The organism is Haladaptatus sp. DYSN1, assembly GCF_029489995.1.
In the GTDB taxonomy this organism is placed as follows: Archaea; Halobacteriota; Halobacteria; order Halobacteriales; family Halococcaceae; genus QDMS2.
Genome location: NZ_CP120470.1, coordinates 662,459 through 678,589, shown reverse-complemented (window position 1 = coordinate 678,589; position 16,131 = coordinate 662,459). Strand labels below are relative to the sequence as shown.

Here is a 16,131-nt window from a genome sequence, read left to right as displayed (position 1 = left end):
ACCGGGCAAATCTCCTTAACAGTTGCCGGCCAATGTCTACGGTGAGATGCATCACGAAATCGGCCACCGCCCGTCGTTCGCCCTCGTAACCATCCACTTAGATGCAGGAGAGGCAATCGTCACCGAAGCGGGTTCGATGGTCAGCTACACAGACGGCGTCGAAATCAAGACCGCAGCAAACGGCGGCCTGCTCGGGTCGCTCAAACGGTCCGTGCTCGGCGGCGAGAGTTTCTTCATGAACACGTTCACCGCGACCACGGACGGCCACGTCACGCTCGCTCCGCCACTGCCGGGTGACGTGGTGAACCACGACATCGAAGACGAGACGCTCTACGTCCAGTCGGGGTCGTTCCTCGCGGCCGACCCGAGCATCGAAATCGACACCAAATTCGGCGGCGGCCGGACGTTCTTCGGCGGCGAAGGACTGTTCTTGCTCAAACTCACGGGGACCGGCGAGACGTTCCTGTCGAGTTACGGCGCGATTCAGGAAGTCGACCTCGAACCCGGCGAGAAGTACATCGTCGATACGGGACACGTCGTCGCCTTCGAGGAGACGACAGAGTTCACGGTCAACAAAGTCGGCGGTCTCAAGTCCACCCTTCTGAGCGGCGAAGGCCTCGTCGTCACCTTCACCGGCCCGGGCCGCATCTGGATGCAAACCCGGAGCGAGGACGCCTTCCTCTCGTGGCTCATCCCGCAGTTACCGACGAGAAACAGCAGCAACTGAGCCGTCCACGTACCTGACCAAAAACATCATACGTACAACGTGTTTAGGTGAGACATGCGCCGCAGACAGGTCCTCAAAGCCGCAGCCGCAGGCGCCGCCCTCCCCGCATTCGGCCGCTCGGTTTCCGCCCAAGCGGCGGACGAATCGTACACCCCGCTGGGGACGCTCGACCTCGCTCGAGCGAAAGAAGTCGTCGTCAGTGCCGACGGCGAAACCGCCTTCCTCGCCCTGACCGACGGGTTCGCCACCGTAGACGTGAGCGACCCCGCCAATCCGGCCGTGCTCACAGAAAAGCGCGGACTGCTCGGCGACGTGGACGGCGGCCCCCTCCGAAACATCTACGACGTGAAAGTAGACGGCGACACGCTGCTCGTCGCCGGCCCGGCGAACCCGACCGCCGAGGAAAACATCAACGCGTTCATCCTCTACGACGTGTCGGACCCGGCGAATCCCTCCCGCCGCGCCGTCCACGAGACCGACTTCTTCCATCACAACGTCTTCGTCGAAGGTGAGTACGCCTACTTCGGCGACAACGAGCACGCCCAGGACGAGGAGAATCGGCGAAACGAACTCGTCTTCTTCGACATCAGCGGCGAGCCGGAGGAAGTGGGTCGCTGGTCCGTCGTGGACGCGGAAGAAGGCTGGGCAGACGTCGGCGTCGGCGTGTGGACGCTCCACGACCTCTACGTTCAGGACAGCATCGCCTATCTCGTATTCTGGGATGCCGGCACGTGGATGGTCGACGTGAGCGACCCGGCGAACCCGGAGTCACTCGGAAGCGTCCGGTCCCCCGACCCCGAAGAACTGTCGCAGCTCACGAACGACCAGCTCAACCAGATGATTTTCGAGCCCCCGGGTAACGACCACTACGTCACCGTCAACGACGACGCGACGGTGATGGGCGTCGGCGGCGAGTCCTGGGACGTGGACACGAGCGACGACTCCGGTGGTCCGAGCGGCATCGAGCTGTTCGACATCTCGGATATGGCGAACCCAGAGCCCCTCGCGATGCTCGAACCGCCCGAAGTCGACGACGCCTCGTTCCAGGGGACGTGGACGACGTCCCACAACTTCGACATCGTGGGCGACCGCCTCTACTCCTCGTGGTATCAGGGCGGCGTGAAGATTCACGACATCTCGGACCCGGCGAATCCCGAGGAACTGGCGTGGTGGCGCGAACCGACGCAGACGAGTTTCTGGACCGCCCAACTCGCGGTTCCCGGAGAGTTCTTCGTCGCCACGAGCCACGAGAACCCCGCCGTCAGTAACGGTGCCAGCGGAGCGGCCCTGTACACGTTCCCCGACCGGGCGGGCGAACAGGAGAACCCGCCGTCGCTTACGGGGACACCGACGCAGACGGCGACTACCGCACCGACGCAAACGACGAGCACGCAGACCACGACGGCAGCACCGACGACGACGGCCACGAGCACGCCCGAACCGACCACGACGGAGACGACTGGGCCCGGCTTCGGCGTGCCTGCGGCGGTCGCTGGTGTCGGCCTCGGGGCGTGGCGGTATCTGCATCGCGAGCGAAACGAAGATTAAAGCGCCTTTTCGAGCGCGCTCGCCACGCGGCGAGCCTTTTCTGCGAGTTCTGGAGAGATGTTCCCGAGGGCTACTGCAGCGTCCAGTTCGTCGTCGTCGACGCGCTCGACCGTGCCGTCTGCGTGCTTGATGACGTCGACGTGGAGGTCCACGTAGCGGACGGTGTCGGGGAAGATTTCGACTGGCGTGCAGACGTTGACGTACGTCCCCCGTCGGTCGCCGTCCTGACTGCGGTACACCGTCGGATACCACCACTTGCCCTCGGTGAACTTCGTCACCGCCACGTCGCCGGCGCGGCGGGGAACCTCGAGTGCGTCGTAGTTACCGCCGGGCGACATCTTGCGGGTGACCGTGATGCGCTGGTTATCGACTTCGCGGTCGGTCACTTCGCCAGACCCGAGGGTGATGAGTCGCCCGTCTGGTTTCCCGTGGCCGATGGCGACAGTGTCGCCGGCCATCGGTCCAAACTGCCGGGTGACCGCGGCGAAGGGGAACTCGCCCTGTGGGTCGCAGATATCCTCGACGAAATCGACCGCGGCGCTGGCCCGGCGGTCTGCGGCCTTGATGCGGTGGTGGCCGGGCATCGTCGTGGTGACCGCCCGGCGGTGGTCGTCGAGGGCGAATCGTGAGTCGCGACCAAACCAGACCCAGCGCGTCGCCTCGCCGTCGTGGAGCGCGAGGGGTGCCTCGTCGGTCGGGTCGGGGGCGTCGGCGAGTGACCCTTCGATGGCGTCAGCCTGCGCGACTGCCGCCGAAAGCGCGTCGTCGAGCGCGTCGAGACTGGCGGCGTCTGCGTCCCGACCCCAACTCACGTACCAGCCCTCGGGCGGGTCGGTCGGAAGGAGGTCGCCGAGGGCCATCGGCCGGGTGCCGGAGGGTTCGGGACCGCGGACGAGCGTCGCGAGACCGCCCATCACGCGGATTCGTGTGTCTACGACGGGTCGGTCGCCGCTCCACGGTGCGGCGGGGTCGCGAACCTGCACCCGAAGGGCGTCGTTTTCTGAAACCCGGTCGTCAACCTTCGAGTAGGGGAGAAACCCTTCGGCCGCTCCAAGGTCGACGACCGCACCGCTGCCGAGCGTTTCCGTCACGACGACGTTGCAGACCGCGCCGCGCGGGGCCGGGTCGGCCCACGAGAACGTGTCGATACCCACGGCGAGCAGGTCGTGGAGTTCGCCGACTGCCTCGTCGGTTCCGACGACGCCGACGCCCTGCCGGTCTGCCGTGGTTTCGACGGTGGCGTCGTACTCCGCGTCTTCGAACGCCTCGTCGAAGCGGTTACGGATTGGTTCTGAGGCGAGCACGACGTCGTGGCCGGCATCGTGAAGCAGGTGCGTGACCGCCGTCGTGTAGATGCCCCGGACGCGGACGTTCATAGCGCGTCTCTGCTCGCAGCGAAGCGGACGCGGTCGTGGACGGTCGCGCCGAGGTTCAGTTCGACCACGTCGTCGCCGAGGACCCGCCCGCCTTCGATTGGGACGCCCCACGAGTCGAACCGGAGGTAGCCGCGGATGTCCGCCCCATGGGTGAACAGGTCGCAGTACGAGATGGTGTGTTCGGGAAACTCGGCTTTGCTGTGGGCGAGGTCCATGTCGGAGTAGACGGTGTCGTGATCCTCGAAGAAGGCACGAAGGTGGTCGGCGTCCGCCTGCGTCGCCTCGACGACCGCTCGCGAGACGGCTTTCAGTTCGTCGAGCGAGAGGCCAGCGTCACGAAGCGCCTTCTGCGTTCGCTGGTCGAAGTGCATGGGCGTCGGTTGGGACGGCGGGATTGAAAATAACGCGGTCTGTCCTCAGTCGTCTGCGGGTGCCGCGGACGGGGCGGCTGGGTCTTGGGCTGCGGTTGCTTCGTCCTCGCTGTTCGACCGTCGGTCGGTTGTCGGCGGTGCGGTGTAGAGTAAGCCACGACTCGTGCTGTACCGTGTCATGACCTACCAGTGGGAGCGAAACCCTTGATAAAACTACTCCTGATACTGTATTAGGTAGCTGAATCAGTGCTAGGACGGCAGAACAATTAGGGTCGGGGCTGCCTTACGAAGTGACATGACGCGAAGACGAGACCCGGTGCAGGCGCGCGCAGACGGGTCACACGACCTCTACGACGTGGCAACGTGGGAGGCACGCTCTCGCCTCGACCGAATCTCTGTCCGACTGCATCGGTGGCTCAACCTCACGCTCAGGGCCGTCGTCATCCTCGCCGCCGTCCTCATTTTCGTCTCGCAGTTCGCCCTCGGCGGCTTTGGCGCGGTAACCGACCCGACCGTGACCGCGCTGGTCGTGCTCTCCGCGCTCCCGGCGCTCGGCCTCGCGTGGTACGTCCACCGCGAAGACGCCACCTCCGGCGAACCGCTCGAACTTCTGGTCGCCACGTTCATCCTCGGCGTGCTGTTCGCCGGGTTCGCCGGCATCCTGAACACCGTCGTCGGGTCGAGCGTCCAGGCAATCGGCTCCGGGTTCGGAACCGCCCCGCTCATCGGCCTCATTCTCATGTTCTATCTCGTCGTCGGGCCGGTCGAGGAGGTCGTAAAGTGGCTCGCCATCAGGCTCTACGCCTACCGCTCTGACAGATTCGACGCGGTCATCGACGGCGCGGTGTACGGGGCCGTCGCAGGTCTCGGCTTCGCGACCATCGAGAACGCCCTCTACATCACCCAGAACCTGAATGCGGTGATGCTCGGCAGCGGCAACATCGTCGGCGCTGGCTCCGGCATCACGGCGGTTCGCGCCCTCGCCGGGCCGGGCCACGTCATCTATTCTGCGTTCGCCGGCTACTACCTCGGCCTCGCGAAGTTCAACCCCGAGAATCGCGGTCCCATCGTCGTGAAGGGCCTGCTCATCGCCGCCGTCATCCACGGCACCTACAATACGCTCGTCTCCACCGTCCCAGACATCGTCGTCGCGCTGGTTCCGGGAATTTCGCCGTTCACCGTCTTCCTCGGGTTCGTCATCGTCTTCGACGGCATCTTCGGCTACATCCTGCTGCGGAAGATTCGCCGCTACAGCCGCACCTACAAGGAACTTCACCACGGCAAGGACGCGAGCGAATTCGAAGTCGCGAAAACGGAGTACGACGCCTAAAGCAGCTGTTCTACGTACTTCGCGATGACGTCCACTTCGAGGTGGACGCGGTCGCCAACTTCCTTTTCAGAGAGGTTCGTCAGGTCGTAGGTCGTCGGGATGATGGCCACGGTAAAGGCGTCTTCCTGTCGGGCTGCGACCGTGAGCGAGATGCCATCGACGGTAATCGACCCCTTCTCGACGACGTATTTCGCCGATTCTGCGGGTAGTTCGATTTCGAACTCCCAGTCCTCGCCGAGTTGCTCGATGCGGCGAATTTCTGCCGTGCCATCGACGTGTCCCTGCACGATGTGGCCGTCGAACCGACCGTCCGCGGGCATCGCGCGTTCTACGTTGACCACGTCGCCTTCCTCGACCGCGTCGAAGGCGGTGCGCGAGATGGTCTCCTGCAGCAAGAAGACGGAGAACCACCCGTCGCCGTGTTCCTCGACGGTGAGACACGCGCCGTTTACGCTGATGGACTGCCCGTGGGTGAGGTCGGTGAAGGGGACGCCGAGTTTCAGCCGCCGGCCACCCTCGGTGTCGGTGACCGCGAGCACGTCGCCCGTGGTTTCGACGATTCCGGTGAACATGCCGAGAGGTAAGCAGGGCGCAGAAAAGAATCCCCCGCCTCGAAAGCCGTGGTGTTTTTGCTCGCGGACGCGGACTCTCGATTAATGGGAAAGGGCATCATCGGTACCATCCAGTTGGCCATCGCGCTCGCGTTCGCCATCCCTGTGGGCCTGCTCGGCCTTGACATGCTTTCGCGGGGCGAGACGCTCATCGGCGCTGGCTTCATCGGCCTCGCCGTGCTGATGATTGCGATAGAGGAGTACATCACCACCCCCGGAGACCTGCCGGGCATGGCCGCAAAGAAGGTGGCCGGCGCGGTGATAAAAGAGAAAGACGAAGAGGAGTAGTCAGTCGGCGGAGATGGGTTCGACGGCTTCTGCGAGCAGTTCGTCGAGCGGTTTGTCCACCGGACGGTTGTGTAACAACACGTCGATGGGGAGCGTCGGCGCGCCGTCCACGAGATTCTCCATCATCACGAGGCGTTCGCGGGCACGACTCATCCCGACGTAGAAGACGCGACGTTCGTTGTCGGTCATCATCGGAATCGGACTCGTGCGCTTCGTGAACTCCACGTCGGGCGAAAGCGAGGGGTCCTGTTCGATGAGCGCCGCCATCTGCTCGACCACCTTTTCGGTGAGGTCGGTGGCGACGAACACGTGGTCTGCTTCACGACCCTTCGCCGAGTGGATGGTGCCGATGCGGACTTTGTCGCGGTCCAGGTGCTGGTACTCGCCGCTGAAGTAGGCTTTGAGCGAGCGTTTCTGGAAGGAGGTAACCTTCCGAAGCATGTCCGCGGCCGATTCGGGGGCCGGGACGAACGGCGCGAACTGACGGATGAAGTCGGGGTCGAATTCGAGGTTCGTGAGGTCGTCTTCCTCGTGTTCTTCTTTTGCTTCCTCGATGGCCTCGAACAGCGCTTCGCGGTCGTTGGTCCCGAACGCGGAGTCCGCGAGCATGTTCGCGAGACGGCGTGCCTGCAGTCCGTCTACGTTCTCGCCCTCGGCGATGGCTTCGACCGCGGTGACGTACTGGTAGAGGCGGTCGGTCCACATCCGCTGGTCGGTGAGCACGCGGAACGGGATGCCCTCGCCGATGAACTCGTCCATGAACTGGAACATCTGGTAGCGGGCGCGAAACAGCACCATGATGGTTCCCTCCTCGTCGGCCACCGTCCGACGGAGTTCACGCACGAGGTCCAGCATCGACGGCGAATGCATCGCTTCGACGATGCCGCCCTCCTTGCGGGGCTTGAGTTTCTTCTCCTGGCGCTCCTCGATGTGTCGAATCTCGTGTTGGACGACGTTCAGAATCTTCGACGGAAGGCGGTAAGAGTTCGGAAGAATCACGTCCTCGCCACCTTCGTTGAGCAGGAGTTTCGGGTCCGCGCCCTGCCACGCATAGACGACCTGGTCGTCGTCACCGGCGATGAGGACGTGTTTCATGTGCTTTTTCCACTCCTCGTACACGGCGTACTGGAGCGTGGTGATGTCCTGGAACTCGTCGATGACGAGGTAATCGACGCTCGGCAGGAGCGAGCGCTGGTGGACGCGTTCGAGCATGTCGGCGAAGCCGACCTTGTCGTTTTTGCCCTTGTAGGACTGCCACGCCCGGATGGCCTCCGGGATGTCGATGCGCTTGTCGTCGGAGGGCCACGTCGGCGTGTACTTGTTGCCCTCCTGTGCGTTCGGGTCGATTTCCGGTGGCAGGCGAACCTTTTCTACGTTCCACTGGAAGGGCACGTCGTACCAGTCGGCCACGTCCCGGCGTGTGCGCTGAAGCCACTGGCTCGTGGCGATAATCTTGTTTCCGATGGTGGTCGAACGGGCGGTGCGGCGGCGCGAACTCGAATATTCGTCTTCGAATTCGAGGCCGTACTCTTCGCAGAACTCCTTTTTGTCCTTCTCGCCGACCACGTCCTTGCGCGAGAGGTCGAGCAGTTCGTACGCTTTCGCGTGCATGGTCGAGACGTTCCCCTGCAACGAGCGGGGGCTCACGTCGAGGCGTTCTGCGAGGCGTTCGCGGATTTCTGCGGCAGCAGCGCGGGTGTAAGAGACGACGAGGACGTCGTTTATCTCGACACCGTCGCGATTGAGGATGTCTTCGACTTCGTCGAGAAGCGCCGTCGTCTTCCCGCTCCCCGGCCCTCCGAACAATCGAGTGACCGTGGGTTCGGCGTCAGTCATTGTCCAATTGGTAGAGTCGGTCATGGATAAACCTCAGGGTTAAAATTTGCGGGGTTCAGGGGTGGTCAGGAGCTGCGCGGCGAGCGTGCATCGCGGACGGCAGCACCTTCTCGAATCTTGTCGGTACAGCGGGGGCAGACGCGGGGGTCGTCGATTCCAGTCGGGGTGAACACACGAGCGTAAGCGTCGGTGACGAAGGAACCACAGTTCTGGCATTCGGGCATATTTCCTACCTAATGTTGTGGAAATTATGTATTATATCTCTATCCCCGGCGTACTCTGCCTCTATTTAACGGGCCGCAAAAATTGACGAATGTGGAGAGCGGCGTTATACCGTTCGCGGGGTCCATCCGCAGACCGAACACTCTGTCGCGTCTGTATCGTGAAGCCCCATACACTCTGGGCACTGGAGTTTGTTATAGTTCTGCTGCCAACCGACGGAAGCAGTTTCGTGGCCACGTTGCGACAGGAACTCGTCGAATACGGTATCGTTCGGTGCTGAGGCCATACATGGTATGCTATACCACGACAGTACTTAGTGTTTCTGGCACCCGTAGTTAAGCAATTGACAGGACAAAAGCTGACTATTTGTCACCAAATGGGCAGTAAAATGGAAAGAAGATAACTTTTCGACTCAGTCGAGGGCGTACAGGTCGCTGTACTTTTTCGTCGTATAGTCGATGAAGTAGTCCGCCGTGTACGCCTCGCCAGTCGCTTCCTTCACCAGTTCGGGCGTCGTGTAGCGTTTGCCGTGGTCGTGGACGTTCGTGTTGAGCCACTCGTGGAGCGCATCGAACGACCCCTCCCGGGCCCGGTCGTAAACGTCCGGGATGGCGTCTTCGACGCTCGAAAAGAGCTGCGCCGAAAGGACGGATCCAAGCGAGTACGTCGGGAAGTACCCGAAGCTGCCATGACTCCAGTGGATGTCCTGCAGACAGCCCTGTGCGTCCGTCTCGGGGCGAATGCCGAGGTACTCCTCCATCTTGTCGTTCCAGACCTGTGGAACCTCGGAGACCTCGATGTCGCCATGGATGAGCGCCTGCTCAATTTCGAACCGGAGGACGATGTGCATGTGGTAGGTGAGTTCGTCCGCCTCGACGCGGATGAAGTTGTCATCGTAAACCCGGTTGACCGCGCGGTAGGCGTCGTCCGTGCTCACGTCGCCGACCTGCGGGAAGCGGTCTTTGAACGACGGCAGGAATCGCTCCCAGAAGGCCCGCGACCGACCGATGTGGTTCTCCCAGAGACGCGACTGGGACTCGTGGACGGTCAGGTCGCGCGCCTCACCGAGGGGCGACCCGTAGGCATCCTGTGGCAGACCAAGGGTGTACTGGGCGTGGCCGAACTCGTGGATGGTCGCGGTGAGCGCGTCGATTGGGTCGTGTTCCTGGAAGCGCGTCGTGATGCGCGAGTCGAACTGCGTCCCGGTCGAGAAGGGGTGACTGGAGGAATCGAGCCGGCCGCGCTCCCAGTCGTAACCCAACAGCGAGAGTGCGTCGCGACAGAGTTCGTTCTGGACGCCCGTGTCGAAGGTTCCCTGGAAGGGGCGGGGGGCTTCGACCCCACTCGCGGCGATGTCTTCGATGAGGGGAACGAGGTTGTCTCGGAGCCGGGTGAGGACGCGGTCTGCGGTGTCGAGTTCGATGTAGGGTTCGTAGTCGGCAAAGAGGACGGCGTAGGGGTCTGCGTCCGGGTCGATGTGGGCGGCGTATTCGCGTTTCAGTTCGACCATGCGTTGGAGCGTCGGCGCGAACGACCCGAAGTCGTCTCTGTCCTTTGCCTTCTCCCAGACGGGGAGTGCCTCGGAGGTGGCGCTCGAAATCTCTTCGACGAGCGACGTCGGAACGCGGGTGGCCCGCTCGTACTGGCGGCGGATTTCGCGGACGGCGGCGGCCTGTTCGCCGGAGACGTTACCGTCGAGCGAGGAGAGTAGGTTGCCGATTTCGTCCGCCGTGAGTAGTTCGTGGCTCGTCGCAGAGAGCGCAGAGAGTTGGCGAGAACGCGCACCGGTGCCGCCTGGCGGCATCATGACCTGCTGGTCCCACGAGAGCAGGTGGCTCGCGTATTCGAGGTTCGAGATTCGACCGTACTTCGAGAGAAGGGTGTCGTATGCGTCGGGTGTGTCCGATGCCATAGATTCACAAGGAACCGGCACACGTATCAATCCTCTCACACGGTCGCTGGCTCAAAGCGTCTCTGCGACTTCGCGGTAGATGGCCTCGCAGACGGCGAGCGTGTCGATGGAAACGCTCTCGTCTTTCGTGTGGGCTTCGCCCTGCTCCGCCGCGCCGCAGATGACGCAGGTCGTCCCGGCCTGCGCCAGCCACCCGGCGTCTGTGGCGTGGGGCTTCGTGACCTGTTCTGGGCTGACGTCCTGTGCGTTCTCGGCCGCCCGGAGCACGAGGTCCGCGAAGTCGGCGTCGTCGCAGGCCATCGGCGGGAGGTCCTGGTCGACCGCCCACGACACGCCCTCGATTGTTTCGACCCGTTCGAGCGGGGCGTAGCCGCCGGGAACCGTCCGCTCGTCTACCGTCACAGTACACGAAGCGGGGATGACGTTCCAGCCACTCCCGCCCTCGATTTCCGTAACCGCGACGCTCCCGGTCATGGCGTGGCCAAGCACCTCGGCGGTCGGAAAGTCGAGGTCACGGACGACGTTCACGGCGTCGCAAGCGCGATAGATTGCGTTCTCGCCTGACTCGACTTCGCTCGCGTGGGCCGCCGTGCCTTCGGCGGAAATCGTACTCCCGCGACGTCCCTTGTGGGCGACGGCCACGTCGGTGACGCCCACCGCCGAGTAGCCAGTCGAGCCTTCCCCGACGATGGCGAAATCAGGGGCGAAACCGTCGTCGATGGCGGCGCGTGCGCCGGTTCCGCCGACCTCTTCGCCGACGAACGACGCAAAGATGAGTTCACAGGAGGGGTCGGCGTCGCGGAAGGCGACCATGGCGGCGGCGACGGCCCCTTTCATGTCGGCGGCTCCCCGACCGTAGATGCGCCCGTCGCGGGTATCGACGACGTACTCGCCGGCTTCGACCTGCGAGTCGTCTGGCGCGACCACGTCGTGATGGCCGACGAGGGCGAGCGACCGGTCGCCGTCGCCTTTGCGAGCGATGACGTTGCCCGTATCGTCGCGCGTCACGTCGCCGTCCGTGTTCTCGCGAAGCCACTCTTCGATGATGTCTCCGACAGCCGTTTCGTCCTCGTGGCTCGGAATCGAGACGAGGTCTCGGGTGAGGTCTGCGACGGTCATTGGCGTGCCTTCGGGGCGAATCACCTTACGCTTCGGGGGTGGAGAGTCCCCTCACCTGGGTGACTGTTGAACAGTCTTATCAGGCCTCGCGGGCGTACAAGGGGTATGAATGTCGTACCGGATACGAGTGTGGTCATCGACCACCGCGTGTCCGAACGAGTCGAAAGCGGCGAATTCGCTGGCGCGACCGTCTACGTTCCGGAAGCAGTCGTTGCAGAGCTGGAGTCGCGGGCCAACGACGGCCACGAGAGTGGCTGGGAAGGCCTCGGCGAACTCCAGAAGCTCGCAGCACTCGCCGACGACGGCGAGATTACCGTCGAGTACGTCGGCCGCCGGCCGAGTTCCAACGAGCGCGGGCGAGCGAAACAAGGTGAAATCGACGCGCTGATTCGCGACCTCGCCTCGGAACACGACGCCACGTTCGTAACGAGCGACGTCGTCCAAAGCGAAGTTGCGAAGGCGAAAGGCCTCGACGTCATCTACCTGGAGCCGACCATCCGGCAGGTCGGCACTCTCGAAATCGAGGAGTTCTTCGACGACCAGACGATGTCCGTCCACCTCAAGGTGGGCGTCCGTCCGATGGCGAAACGCGGCTCCGTCGGCGAGATGGCCTTCGAGAAGATTCGCGAAGACGTGCTCACCGAGAGCGAACTCCGCGAGATTGCCGTCGAAATCGAACACGGTGCCGAGGACGACGAGGAAGGCTTCGTCGAACTTTCCGAACCCGGCATGACCATCGTGCAGTTTCGCGACTACCGCATCGCCATCGCCTCGCCGCCGTTTTCCGACGCACTCGAAATCACGGCCGTTCGGCCAATCGTCAAGACCTCGATGGCGGACTACGAGGGCGCAGACACCATCAAAGAGCGCCTGCTCGAACGCCAGCGCGGCGTGCTCATCTCCGGGTCCCCCGGCGCCGGGAAGTCCACCTTCGGCCAGGCCGTCGCCGAGTTCCTGAACGACGCCGGATTCTCCGTCAAGACGATGGAGAAACCCCGCGACTTGCAGGTCGGCCCCGAGATTACCCAGTACACGGAACTCGCCGGGTCGATGGAGAAGACCGCAGACTCCCTGCTGATGGTCCGGCCTGACTACACCATCTACGACGAGGTGCGAAAGACGAGCGACTTCTCCGTGTTCGCAGACATGCGCCTCGCCGGTGTCGGGATGGTCGGCGTCGTCCACGCGACCCGCGCCATCGACGCCCTCCAGCGCCTCATCGGACGGGTCGAACTCGGCTTGATTCCGCAGGTCGCAGACACCGTCGTCTACATCGAGGCCGGACAAATCGCCAAGATCTACGACGTGACGACCGAGGTCAAGGTCCCCGAGGGCCTCATGGAAGAGGACCTCGCCCGCCCTGTCATCATGATTCGCGACTACGAGACCGGCCAGCCCGAGTACGAAATTTACACCTTCAACCGGCAGGTCGTCACCGTCCCCGTCGGCGCGACCGGCAGCCGCGACAAGGGCGTGAACAAACTCGCAAAGAAGGAAATCGAACGCGAGATTCGCTCCATCGCCCGCGGCCACGTGGACGTCGAAATCAAGAGCCAATCGAGCGCCGTCGTGTACGTCGAGGACAAGGACATCTCCTACGTCATCGGCAAGGGCGGCGGCCGGATTCAGGACGTCGAAGAACGCCTCGGCATGAGCATCGACGTGCGAACCCTGGACGAACGTCCCGAGGAACGCAAAGAGTCGAAACCGGTGAAGGGGTCGAAATCGTCGGGTGAGGTCGTGACACCAGAGATTTCCTCACGCCACGTCGTCATCTCCATCGGCACCGACCGCGCCGGTAAGACCGTCGAAGTGCAGGCTGACGGCGAGTACCTGTTCACCGCCACCGTCTCGCGGGGTGGCGACATTCAGGTTTCCCGCGGCAGCGCGATTGCCGAGGAACTGGAACGAGCCGTCGACCACGGCAAGCAGATTTCGGTCATCTCGTCCTAGGCCGGTTCTGTCGGTTTCCGAACGCGTTTTCACCCGGTTCGTGTCGCTTCGACCACAACGTTCAGCATCGTCGTTCGCGAGCAACTGGGACGTAGCGAACTGAGCCGTCGCTCACAGCGGGGAGAGAGAAAAAACCGGGGTGCCTCGTTGTGTTCAGTCGTCGCAGACAGCAGGGTCCGCGCCGCCGTCTGCCGCCATCAGCTCGGCCGGAATCTCGTAGAGGTTCTGTCGGGCGTCTGCAAAGTAGACGTCCTCGCTCACTGCGCCAATCTCTTCGAGTCGTTCGAGGGCGTATCGAACGGTGCGCGCGGAGAGCATCGACTCTTGTACGATTCCTTTCTGCGTGAGCGGCCCGTTGTACTCGAGCACTTTGAACACCAGTTTCGCGCTCGGTGGAAGGTCGGAGAGTCCCTCCCCATTAGTTTCAGCCATTACTGTAAATGACTGTGGCGCTGGAAGCATAAAGATTGAGGGCACGCGAACGAACGGCTTTTTACGTTCCATAGCCCAACACACCCGTATGGCAACCGAAACGCTCGACCGCCGTAAGGCCCATATGCGCGGGGTCACGGTCACGTCAATCTCGGCCCTCGCGGGGGTCGCCGGTGCGGTCGTCTCCGCGATGGTAGCGACGGGGCCCCAGGACACCACGGCGGTGTTCGCCCTCGTTGGTGCGATACTGGTGCAGCTGCCGCTGTTGCGCCTGCTCGGCATCGACGTACAGGACTTCTCGACGAAGGACTACCTGTACGTGGGCTTCATGACCTTCTCGCTCTGGTTCGTTTCCTGGACGCTCTTGCTGCAGGGTAGCGTCTTCTAAACATGGCCGAAGACAGTATCGCCGTCGTCGATTTAGACCGGTGTTCACCCGACCGCTGTAACTACGAGTGTGCGAACTACTGCCCACCGAACCGGACGGGCAAAGAGTGCATCACACAGCGCGGTGAGGACACCGTTCAGGGCAAACCCGACCAGATTCGCATCTCTGAAGAGATCTGTCTCGGCGAGACCTGTGGCATCTGCGTCAACAAGTGTCCGTTCGACGCTATCGAAATCATCAACCTCCCACAGGAACTCAATCAGGAGCCGACCCATCGCTACGGTGAGAACGCCTTCGCGCTGTACGGCCTGCCGGTTCCGGAGGAGGGACGCGTCACGGGCATCCTCGGACCGAACGGTATCGGTAAATCGACCGCCGTGAAGATTCTCTCCGGCGAAATCGAACCGAACCTCGGCGACTACGGCAACGCCCCCGGCTGGGACGCCGTCATCGACGAGTACCGCGGGACCGAACTCCAGGACTTCCTCGAAGCCCTGCAGGACGGTGACCTCACGGTGGCCCGCAAGCCCCAGTACGTCGACCAGATTCCGAAGACGTTCGACGGCAACACCCGCGAACTGCTCGAACGAACCGACGAGCGTGGCGTCCTGGACGACCTCGTCGACCGCCTCTCGATTCGCCCGGTGATGGACCAGGACATCGACTCCATCTCCGGCGGCGAACTCCAGCGCGTGGCCCTCGCGGCGACGCTCGCCCGGGACGCCGACTTCTACTTCCTCGACGAAATCACGCCGTATCTGGACATCGGCCAGCGCATGACCGCGGCGCGACTCGTCCGCGAACTCGCAGAGGAGGAAAACCGTTCGATGCTCGTGGTCGAACACGACCTCGCGATTCTCGACATGCTCGCAGACACCCTCCACATCGCCTACGGTGAACCCGGGGCGTTCGGTGTCATCACGAGCAACAAGTCCACTCGGAATGGCATCAACGAGTACCTCCAAGGCTACCTGAACAACGAGAACATGCGGATTCGCCCGAACGCCATCAAGTTCGAAGAACACGCCCCTCGCGAGACGGCGAAGGGCGACCTGCTCGTCGAGTACCCGAACCTCAAGAAGTCCTACGGCGACGGCGAGTTCAGCCTCGAAGTCGAGGCGGGCAGCATCTACAAGAGCGAAGTGCTCGGCATCGTCGGGCCAAACGGGATTGGGAAGTCCACGCTCGCGAAGATTCTCACGGGCGACCTCCAGCCAGACGAGGGCGAACTCGACTGGCGGCTGGACATCTCCTACAAGCCACAGTACATCGAAATCGACCAGCCGATGCGCGTCGACGTGTTCCTCTCCTCGATTACCGACGACTTCGGCTCGTCGTACTGGCAGACGGAGGTCGCCGGACCGCTCCAACTCGACCGCATCATGGAGCAGAACCTCACCGACCTCTCCGGCGGTGAGCGCCAGCGTGTCGCCATCGCCGCCTGTCTGTCGAAGGACGCAGACCTCTACCTGCTCGACGAACCGTCTGCTCACCTCGACGTCGAGCAGCGCGTTCGGGCAACGACGGCGATTCGCCGCTACGCCGAGAACCACGACGCGACGGTCATGGTCATCGACCACGACATCTACATGATCGACCTGCTCGCAGACCGCCTGATGGTGTTCGACGGTGAACCCGCGGTCCACGGGCACGCCGCCCCGCCGATGGAGATGCGCGAGGGGATGAACGAGTTCCTCTCGAATCTCAACATCACCTTCCGGCGCGACGAGCGCGTCGGCCGTCCACGCATCAACAAACTCGACAGCCAACTCGACCGCGAACAGAAAAAAGCAGGCGAGTACTACTACGCGCCCTGAACCTGCGGACTCGTTTTTCGCCAGTGGTCGATGATGAGCATGCCAACCCTGACGAGGGTGTAGAGCGCAACGGTCGCGGTTGCGGCTTGGAGGACGAGCCAGAAGCCGAGGATGCCGCCGATGATGGCTCCCTCGCGGATGGCCCAGCGTGCGCTTGACCGGGCAGATTGTTCAGACATTACAAAGGTCAGGACTTCTCGC

At 63.1% G+C, this 16,131-nt stretch carries 18 protein-coding genes; 7 read left to right on the top strand and 11 right to left on the bottom strand.

All coding sequences use genetic code 11. The annotated features are described in order from the left end of the window. Window positions 1–46: 46 nt before the first annotated feature. Together P0648_RS03630 and P0648_RS03625 are read left to right on the top strand one after the other, a co-directional pair. Window positions 47–727, top strand: coding sequence for a TIGR00266 family protein (locus P0648_RS03630; RefSeq protein WP_276245600.1), 681 nt, complete (start codon window positions 47–49; stop codon window positions 725–727). A gap of 54 nt (window positions 728–781) precedes the next feature. After that, a complete protein-coding gene (locus P0648_RS03625; RefSeq protein WP_277505241.1) occupies window positions 782–2,275 on the top strand; it encodes an LVIVD repeat-containing protein in 1,494 nt (497 codons plus the stop codon). Here P0648_RS03625 and P0648_RS03620 read toward each other — a convergent pair. From P0648_RS03620 to P0648_RS03610, 3 genes are read right to left on the bottom strand one after another with little or no spacing between them, the layout of a single operon-like run. After that, the gene (locus tag P0648_RS03620) at window positions 2,272–3,651 is read right to left on the bottom strand and encodes a DUF402 domain-containing protein (RefSeq protein ID WP_277505240.1); all 1,380 of its coding nucleotides are present in this window, start codon (window positions 3,649–3,651) and stop codon (window positions 2,272–2,274) included. The two genes, P0648_RS03625 and P0648_RS03620, sit on opposite strands and share 4 nt — an antisense overlap. Further along, on the bottom strand, window positions 3,648–4,022 hold the full coding sequence (locus tag P0648_RS03615; RefSeq protein WP_277505239.1) for a hypothetical protein: 375 nt from the start codon (window positions 4,020–4,022) through the stop codon (window positions 3,648–3,650). Before P0648_RS03615 ends, P0648_RS03620 begins: the two co-directional genes overlap by 4 nt. 45 nt (window positions 4,023–4,067) lie before the next feature. After that, window positions 4,068–4,202: a hypothetical protein gene (locus P0648_RS03610; RefSeq protein WP_277505237.1), complete on the bottom strand. Its 135-nt coding sequence runs from the start codon at window positions 4,200–4,202 to the stop codon at window positions 4,068–4,070. A gap of 115 nt (window positions 4,203–4,317) precedes the next feature. On the opposite strand from P0648_RS03610, the gene P0648_RS03605 reads away from it, so the two are divergent. Continuing rightward, window positions 4,318–5,352 carry a PrsW family intramembrane metalloprotease gene (locus tag P0648_RS03605; RefSeq protein ID WP_276245605.1) on the top strand — a complete coding sequence of 345 codons (1,035 nt, stop codon included), beginning with the start codon at window positions 4,318–4,320 and terminating at the stop codon, window positions 5,350–5,352. Here the strand turns inward: P0648_RS03605 and P0648_RS03600 are convergent. Next, complete coding sequence (locus P0648_RS03600; protein ID WP_276245606.1) at window positions 5,349–5,924, bottom strand: riboflavin synthase; 576 nt, start codon at window positions 5,922–5,924, stop codon at window positions 5,349–5,351. The two genes, P0648_RS03605 and P0648_RS03600, sit on opposite strands and share 4 nt — an antisense overlap. Window positions 5,925–6,008: 84 nt before the next feature. Here P0648_RS03600 and P0648_RS03595 point away from each other — a divergent pair, with 84 nt between their 5' ends. Beyond that, window positions 6,009–6,251 (top strand): hypothetical protein, encoded by a 243-nt coding sequence (locus P0648_RS03595; RefSeq protein WP_277505235.1) that lies wholly within the window; start codon window positions 6,009–6,011, stop codon window positions 6,249–6,251. On the opposite strand, the gene P0648_RS03590 is transcribed toward P0648_RS03595, so the two are convergent. The 5 genes from P0648_RS03590 to P0648_RS03570 form a co-directional block, all read right to left on the bottom strand. Continuing rightward, window positions 6,252–8,087 (bottom strand): UvrD-helicase domain-containing protein, encoded by a 1,836-nt coding sequence (locus P0648_RS03590; RefSeq protein WP_276245608.1) that lies wholly within the window; start codon window positions 8,085–8,087, stop codon window positions 6,252–6,254. Window positions 8,088–8,152: 65 nt separating this feature from the next. Continuing rightward, window positions 8,153–8,311 carry a hypothetical protein gene (locus tag P0648_RS03585; RefSeq protein WP_276245609.1) on the bottom strand — a complete coding sequence of 53 codons (159 nt, stop codon included), beginning with the start codon at window positions 8,309–8,311 and terminating at the stop codon, window positions 8,153–8,155. A 104-nt stretch (window positions 8,312–8,415) separates the two neighbouring features. Beyond that, on the bottom strand, window positions 8,416–8,595 hold the full coding sequence (locus P0648_RS03580; protein WP_276245610.1) for an HVO_0416 family zinc finger protein: 180 nt from the start codon (window positions 8,593–8,595) through the stop codon (window positions 8,416–8,418). Window positions 8,596–8,721: 126 nt separating this feature from the next. Then, window positions 8,722–10,221: a carboxypeptidase M32 gene (locus P0648_RS03575; protein WP_276245611.1), complete on the bottom strand. Its 1,500-nt coding sequence runs from the start codon at window positions 10,219–10,221 to the stop codon at window positions 8,722–8,724. Between the two features lie 51 nt (window positions 10,222–10,272). Beyond that, window positions 10,273–11,340, bottom strand: coding sequence for a M20 family metallopeptidase (locus P0648_RS03570; protein WP_276245612.1), 1,068 nt, complete (start codon window positions 11,338–11,340; stop codon window positions 10,273–10,275). 105 nt (window positions 11,341–11,445) lie between these two features. Between P0648_RS03570 and P0648_RS03565 the strand changes: the two genes are divergently transcribed. Next, window positions 11,446–13,293: a PINc/VapC family ATPase gene (locus P0648_RS03565; RefSeq protein WP_277505232.1), complete on the top strand. Its 1,848-nt coding sequence runs from the start codon at window positions 11,446–11,448 to the stop codon at window positions 13,291–13,293. A 153-nt stretch (window positions 13,294–13,446) separates the two neighbouring features. Here the strand turns inward: P0648_RS03565 and P0648_RS03560 are convergent, their stop codons facing one another. Then, the gene (locus P0648_RS03560) at window positions 13,447–13,725 is read right to left on the bottom strand and encodes a helix-turn-helix domain-containing protein (protein ID WP_276245614.1); all 279 of its coding nucleotides are present in this window, start codon (window positions 13,723–13,725) and stop codon (window positions 13,447–13,449) included. 88 nt (window positions 13,726–13,813) lie between these two features. Here P0648_RS03560 and P0648_RS03555 point away from each other — a divergent pair, with 88 nt between their 5' ends. Next, window positions 13,814–14,113 (top strand): hypothetical protein, encoded by a 300-nt coding sequence (locus P0648_RS03555; RefSeq protein WP_276245615.1) that lies wholly within the window; start codon window positions 13,814–13,816, stop codon window positions 14,111–14,113. A 2-nt stretch (window positions 14,114–14,115) separates the two neighbouring features. Beyond that, complete coding sequence (locus tag P0648_RS03550; protein WP_277505230.1) at window positions 14,116–15,930, top strand: ribosome biogenesis/translation initiation ATPase RLI; 1,815 nt, start codon at window positions 14,116–14,118, stop codon at window positions 15,928–15,930. Here the strand turns inward: P0648_RS03550 and P0648_RS03545 are convergent. Further along, a complete protein-coding gene (locus P0648_RS03545; RefSeq protein ID WP_276245617.1) occupies window positions 15,918–16,109 on the bottom strand; it encodes a hypothetical protein in 192 nt (63 codons plus the stop codon). The two genes, P0648_RS03550 and P0648_RS03545, sit on opposite strands and share 13 nt — an antisense overlap. Between the last annotated feature and the right edge of the window lie 22 nt (window positions 16,110–16,131).

What these genes read in the sequence shown, in the direction of transcription:
- P0648_RS03630 (WP_276245600.1), top strand. Translation starts at nt 47, where the DNA reads ATGCATCACGAAATCGGCCACCGCCCGTCGTTCGCCCTCGTAACCATC.
- P0648_RS03625 (WP_277505241.1), top strand. Translation starts at nt 782, where the DNA reads ATGCGCCGCAGACAGGTCCTCAAAGCCGCAGCCGCAGGCGCCGCCCTC.
- P0648_RS03620 (WP_277505240.1), bottom strand. Translation starts at nt 3,651, where the DNA reads ATGAACGTCCGCGTCCGGGGCATCTACACGACGGCGGTCACGCACCTG.
- P0648_RS03615 (WP_277505239.1), bottom strand. Translation starts at nt 4,022, where the DNA reads ATGCACTTCGACCAGCGAACGCAGAAGGCGCTTCGTGACGCTGGCCTC.
- P0648_RS03610 (WP_277505237.1), bottom strand. Translation starts at nt 4,202, where the DNA reads ATGACACGGTACAGCACGAGTCGTGGCTTACTCTACACCGCACCGCCG.
- P0648_RS03605 (WP_276245605.1), top strand. Translation starts at nt 4,318, where the DNA reads ATGACGCGAAGACGAGACCCGGTGCAGGCGCGCGCAGACGGGTCACAC.
- P0648_RS03600 (WP_276245606.1), bottom strand. Translation starts at nt 5,924, where the DNA reads ATGTTCACCGGAATCGTCGAAACCACGGGCGACGTGCTCGCGGTCACC.
- P0648_RS03595 (WP_277505235.1), top strand. Translation starts at nt 6,009, where the DNA reads ATGGGAAAGGGCATCATCGGTACCATCCAGTTGGCCATCGCGCTCGCG.
- P0648_RS03590 (WP_276245608.1), bottom strand. Translation starts at nt 8,087, where the DNA reads ATGACTGACGCCGAACCCACGGTCACTCGATTGTTCGGAGGGCCGGGG.
- P0648_RS03585 (WP_276245609.1), bottom strand. Translation starts at nt 8,311, where the DNA reads ATGCCCGAATGCCAGAACTGTGGTTCCTTCGTCACCGACGCTTACGCT.
- P0648_RS03580 (WP_276245610.1), bottom strand. Translation starts at nt 8,595, where the DNA reads ATGGCCTCAGCACCGAACGATACCGTATTCGACGAGTTCCTGTCGCAA.
- P0648_RS03575 (WP_276245611.1), bottom strand. Translation starts at nt 10,221, where the DNA reads ATGGCATCGGACACACCCGACGCATACGACACCCTTCTCTCGAAGTAC.
- P0648_RS03570 (WP_276245612.1), bottom strand. Translation starts at nt 11,340, where the DNA reads ATGACCGTCGCAGACCTCACCCGAGACCTCGTCTCGATTCCGAGCCAC.
- P0648_RS03565 (WP_277505232.1), top strand. Translation starts at nt 11,446, where the DNA reads ATGAATGTCGTACCGGATACGAGTGTGGTCATCGACCACCGCGTGTCC.
- P0648_RS03560 (WP_276245614.1), bottom strand. Translation starts at nt 13,725, where the DNA reads ATGGCTGAAACTAATGGGGAGGGACTCTCCGACCTTCCACCGAGCGCG.
- P0648_RS03555 (WP_276245615.1), top strand. Translation starts at nt 13,814, where the DNA reads ATGGCAACCGAAACGCTCGACCGCCGTAAGGCCCATATGCGCGGGGTC.
- P0648_RS03550 (WP_277505230.1), top strand. Translation starts at nt 14,116, where the DNA reads ATGGCCGAAGACAGTATCGCCGTCGTCGATTTAGACCGGTGTTCACCC.
- P0648_RS03545 (WP_276245617.1), bottom strand. Translation starts at nt 16,109, where the DNA reads ATGTCTGAACAATCTGCCCGGTCAAGCGCACGCTGGGCCATCCGCGAG.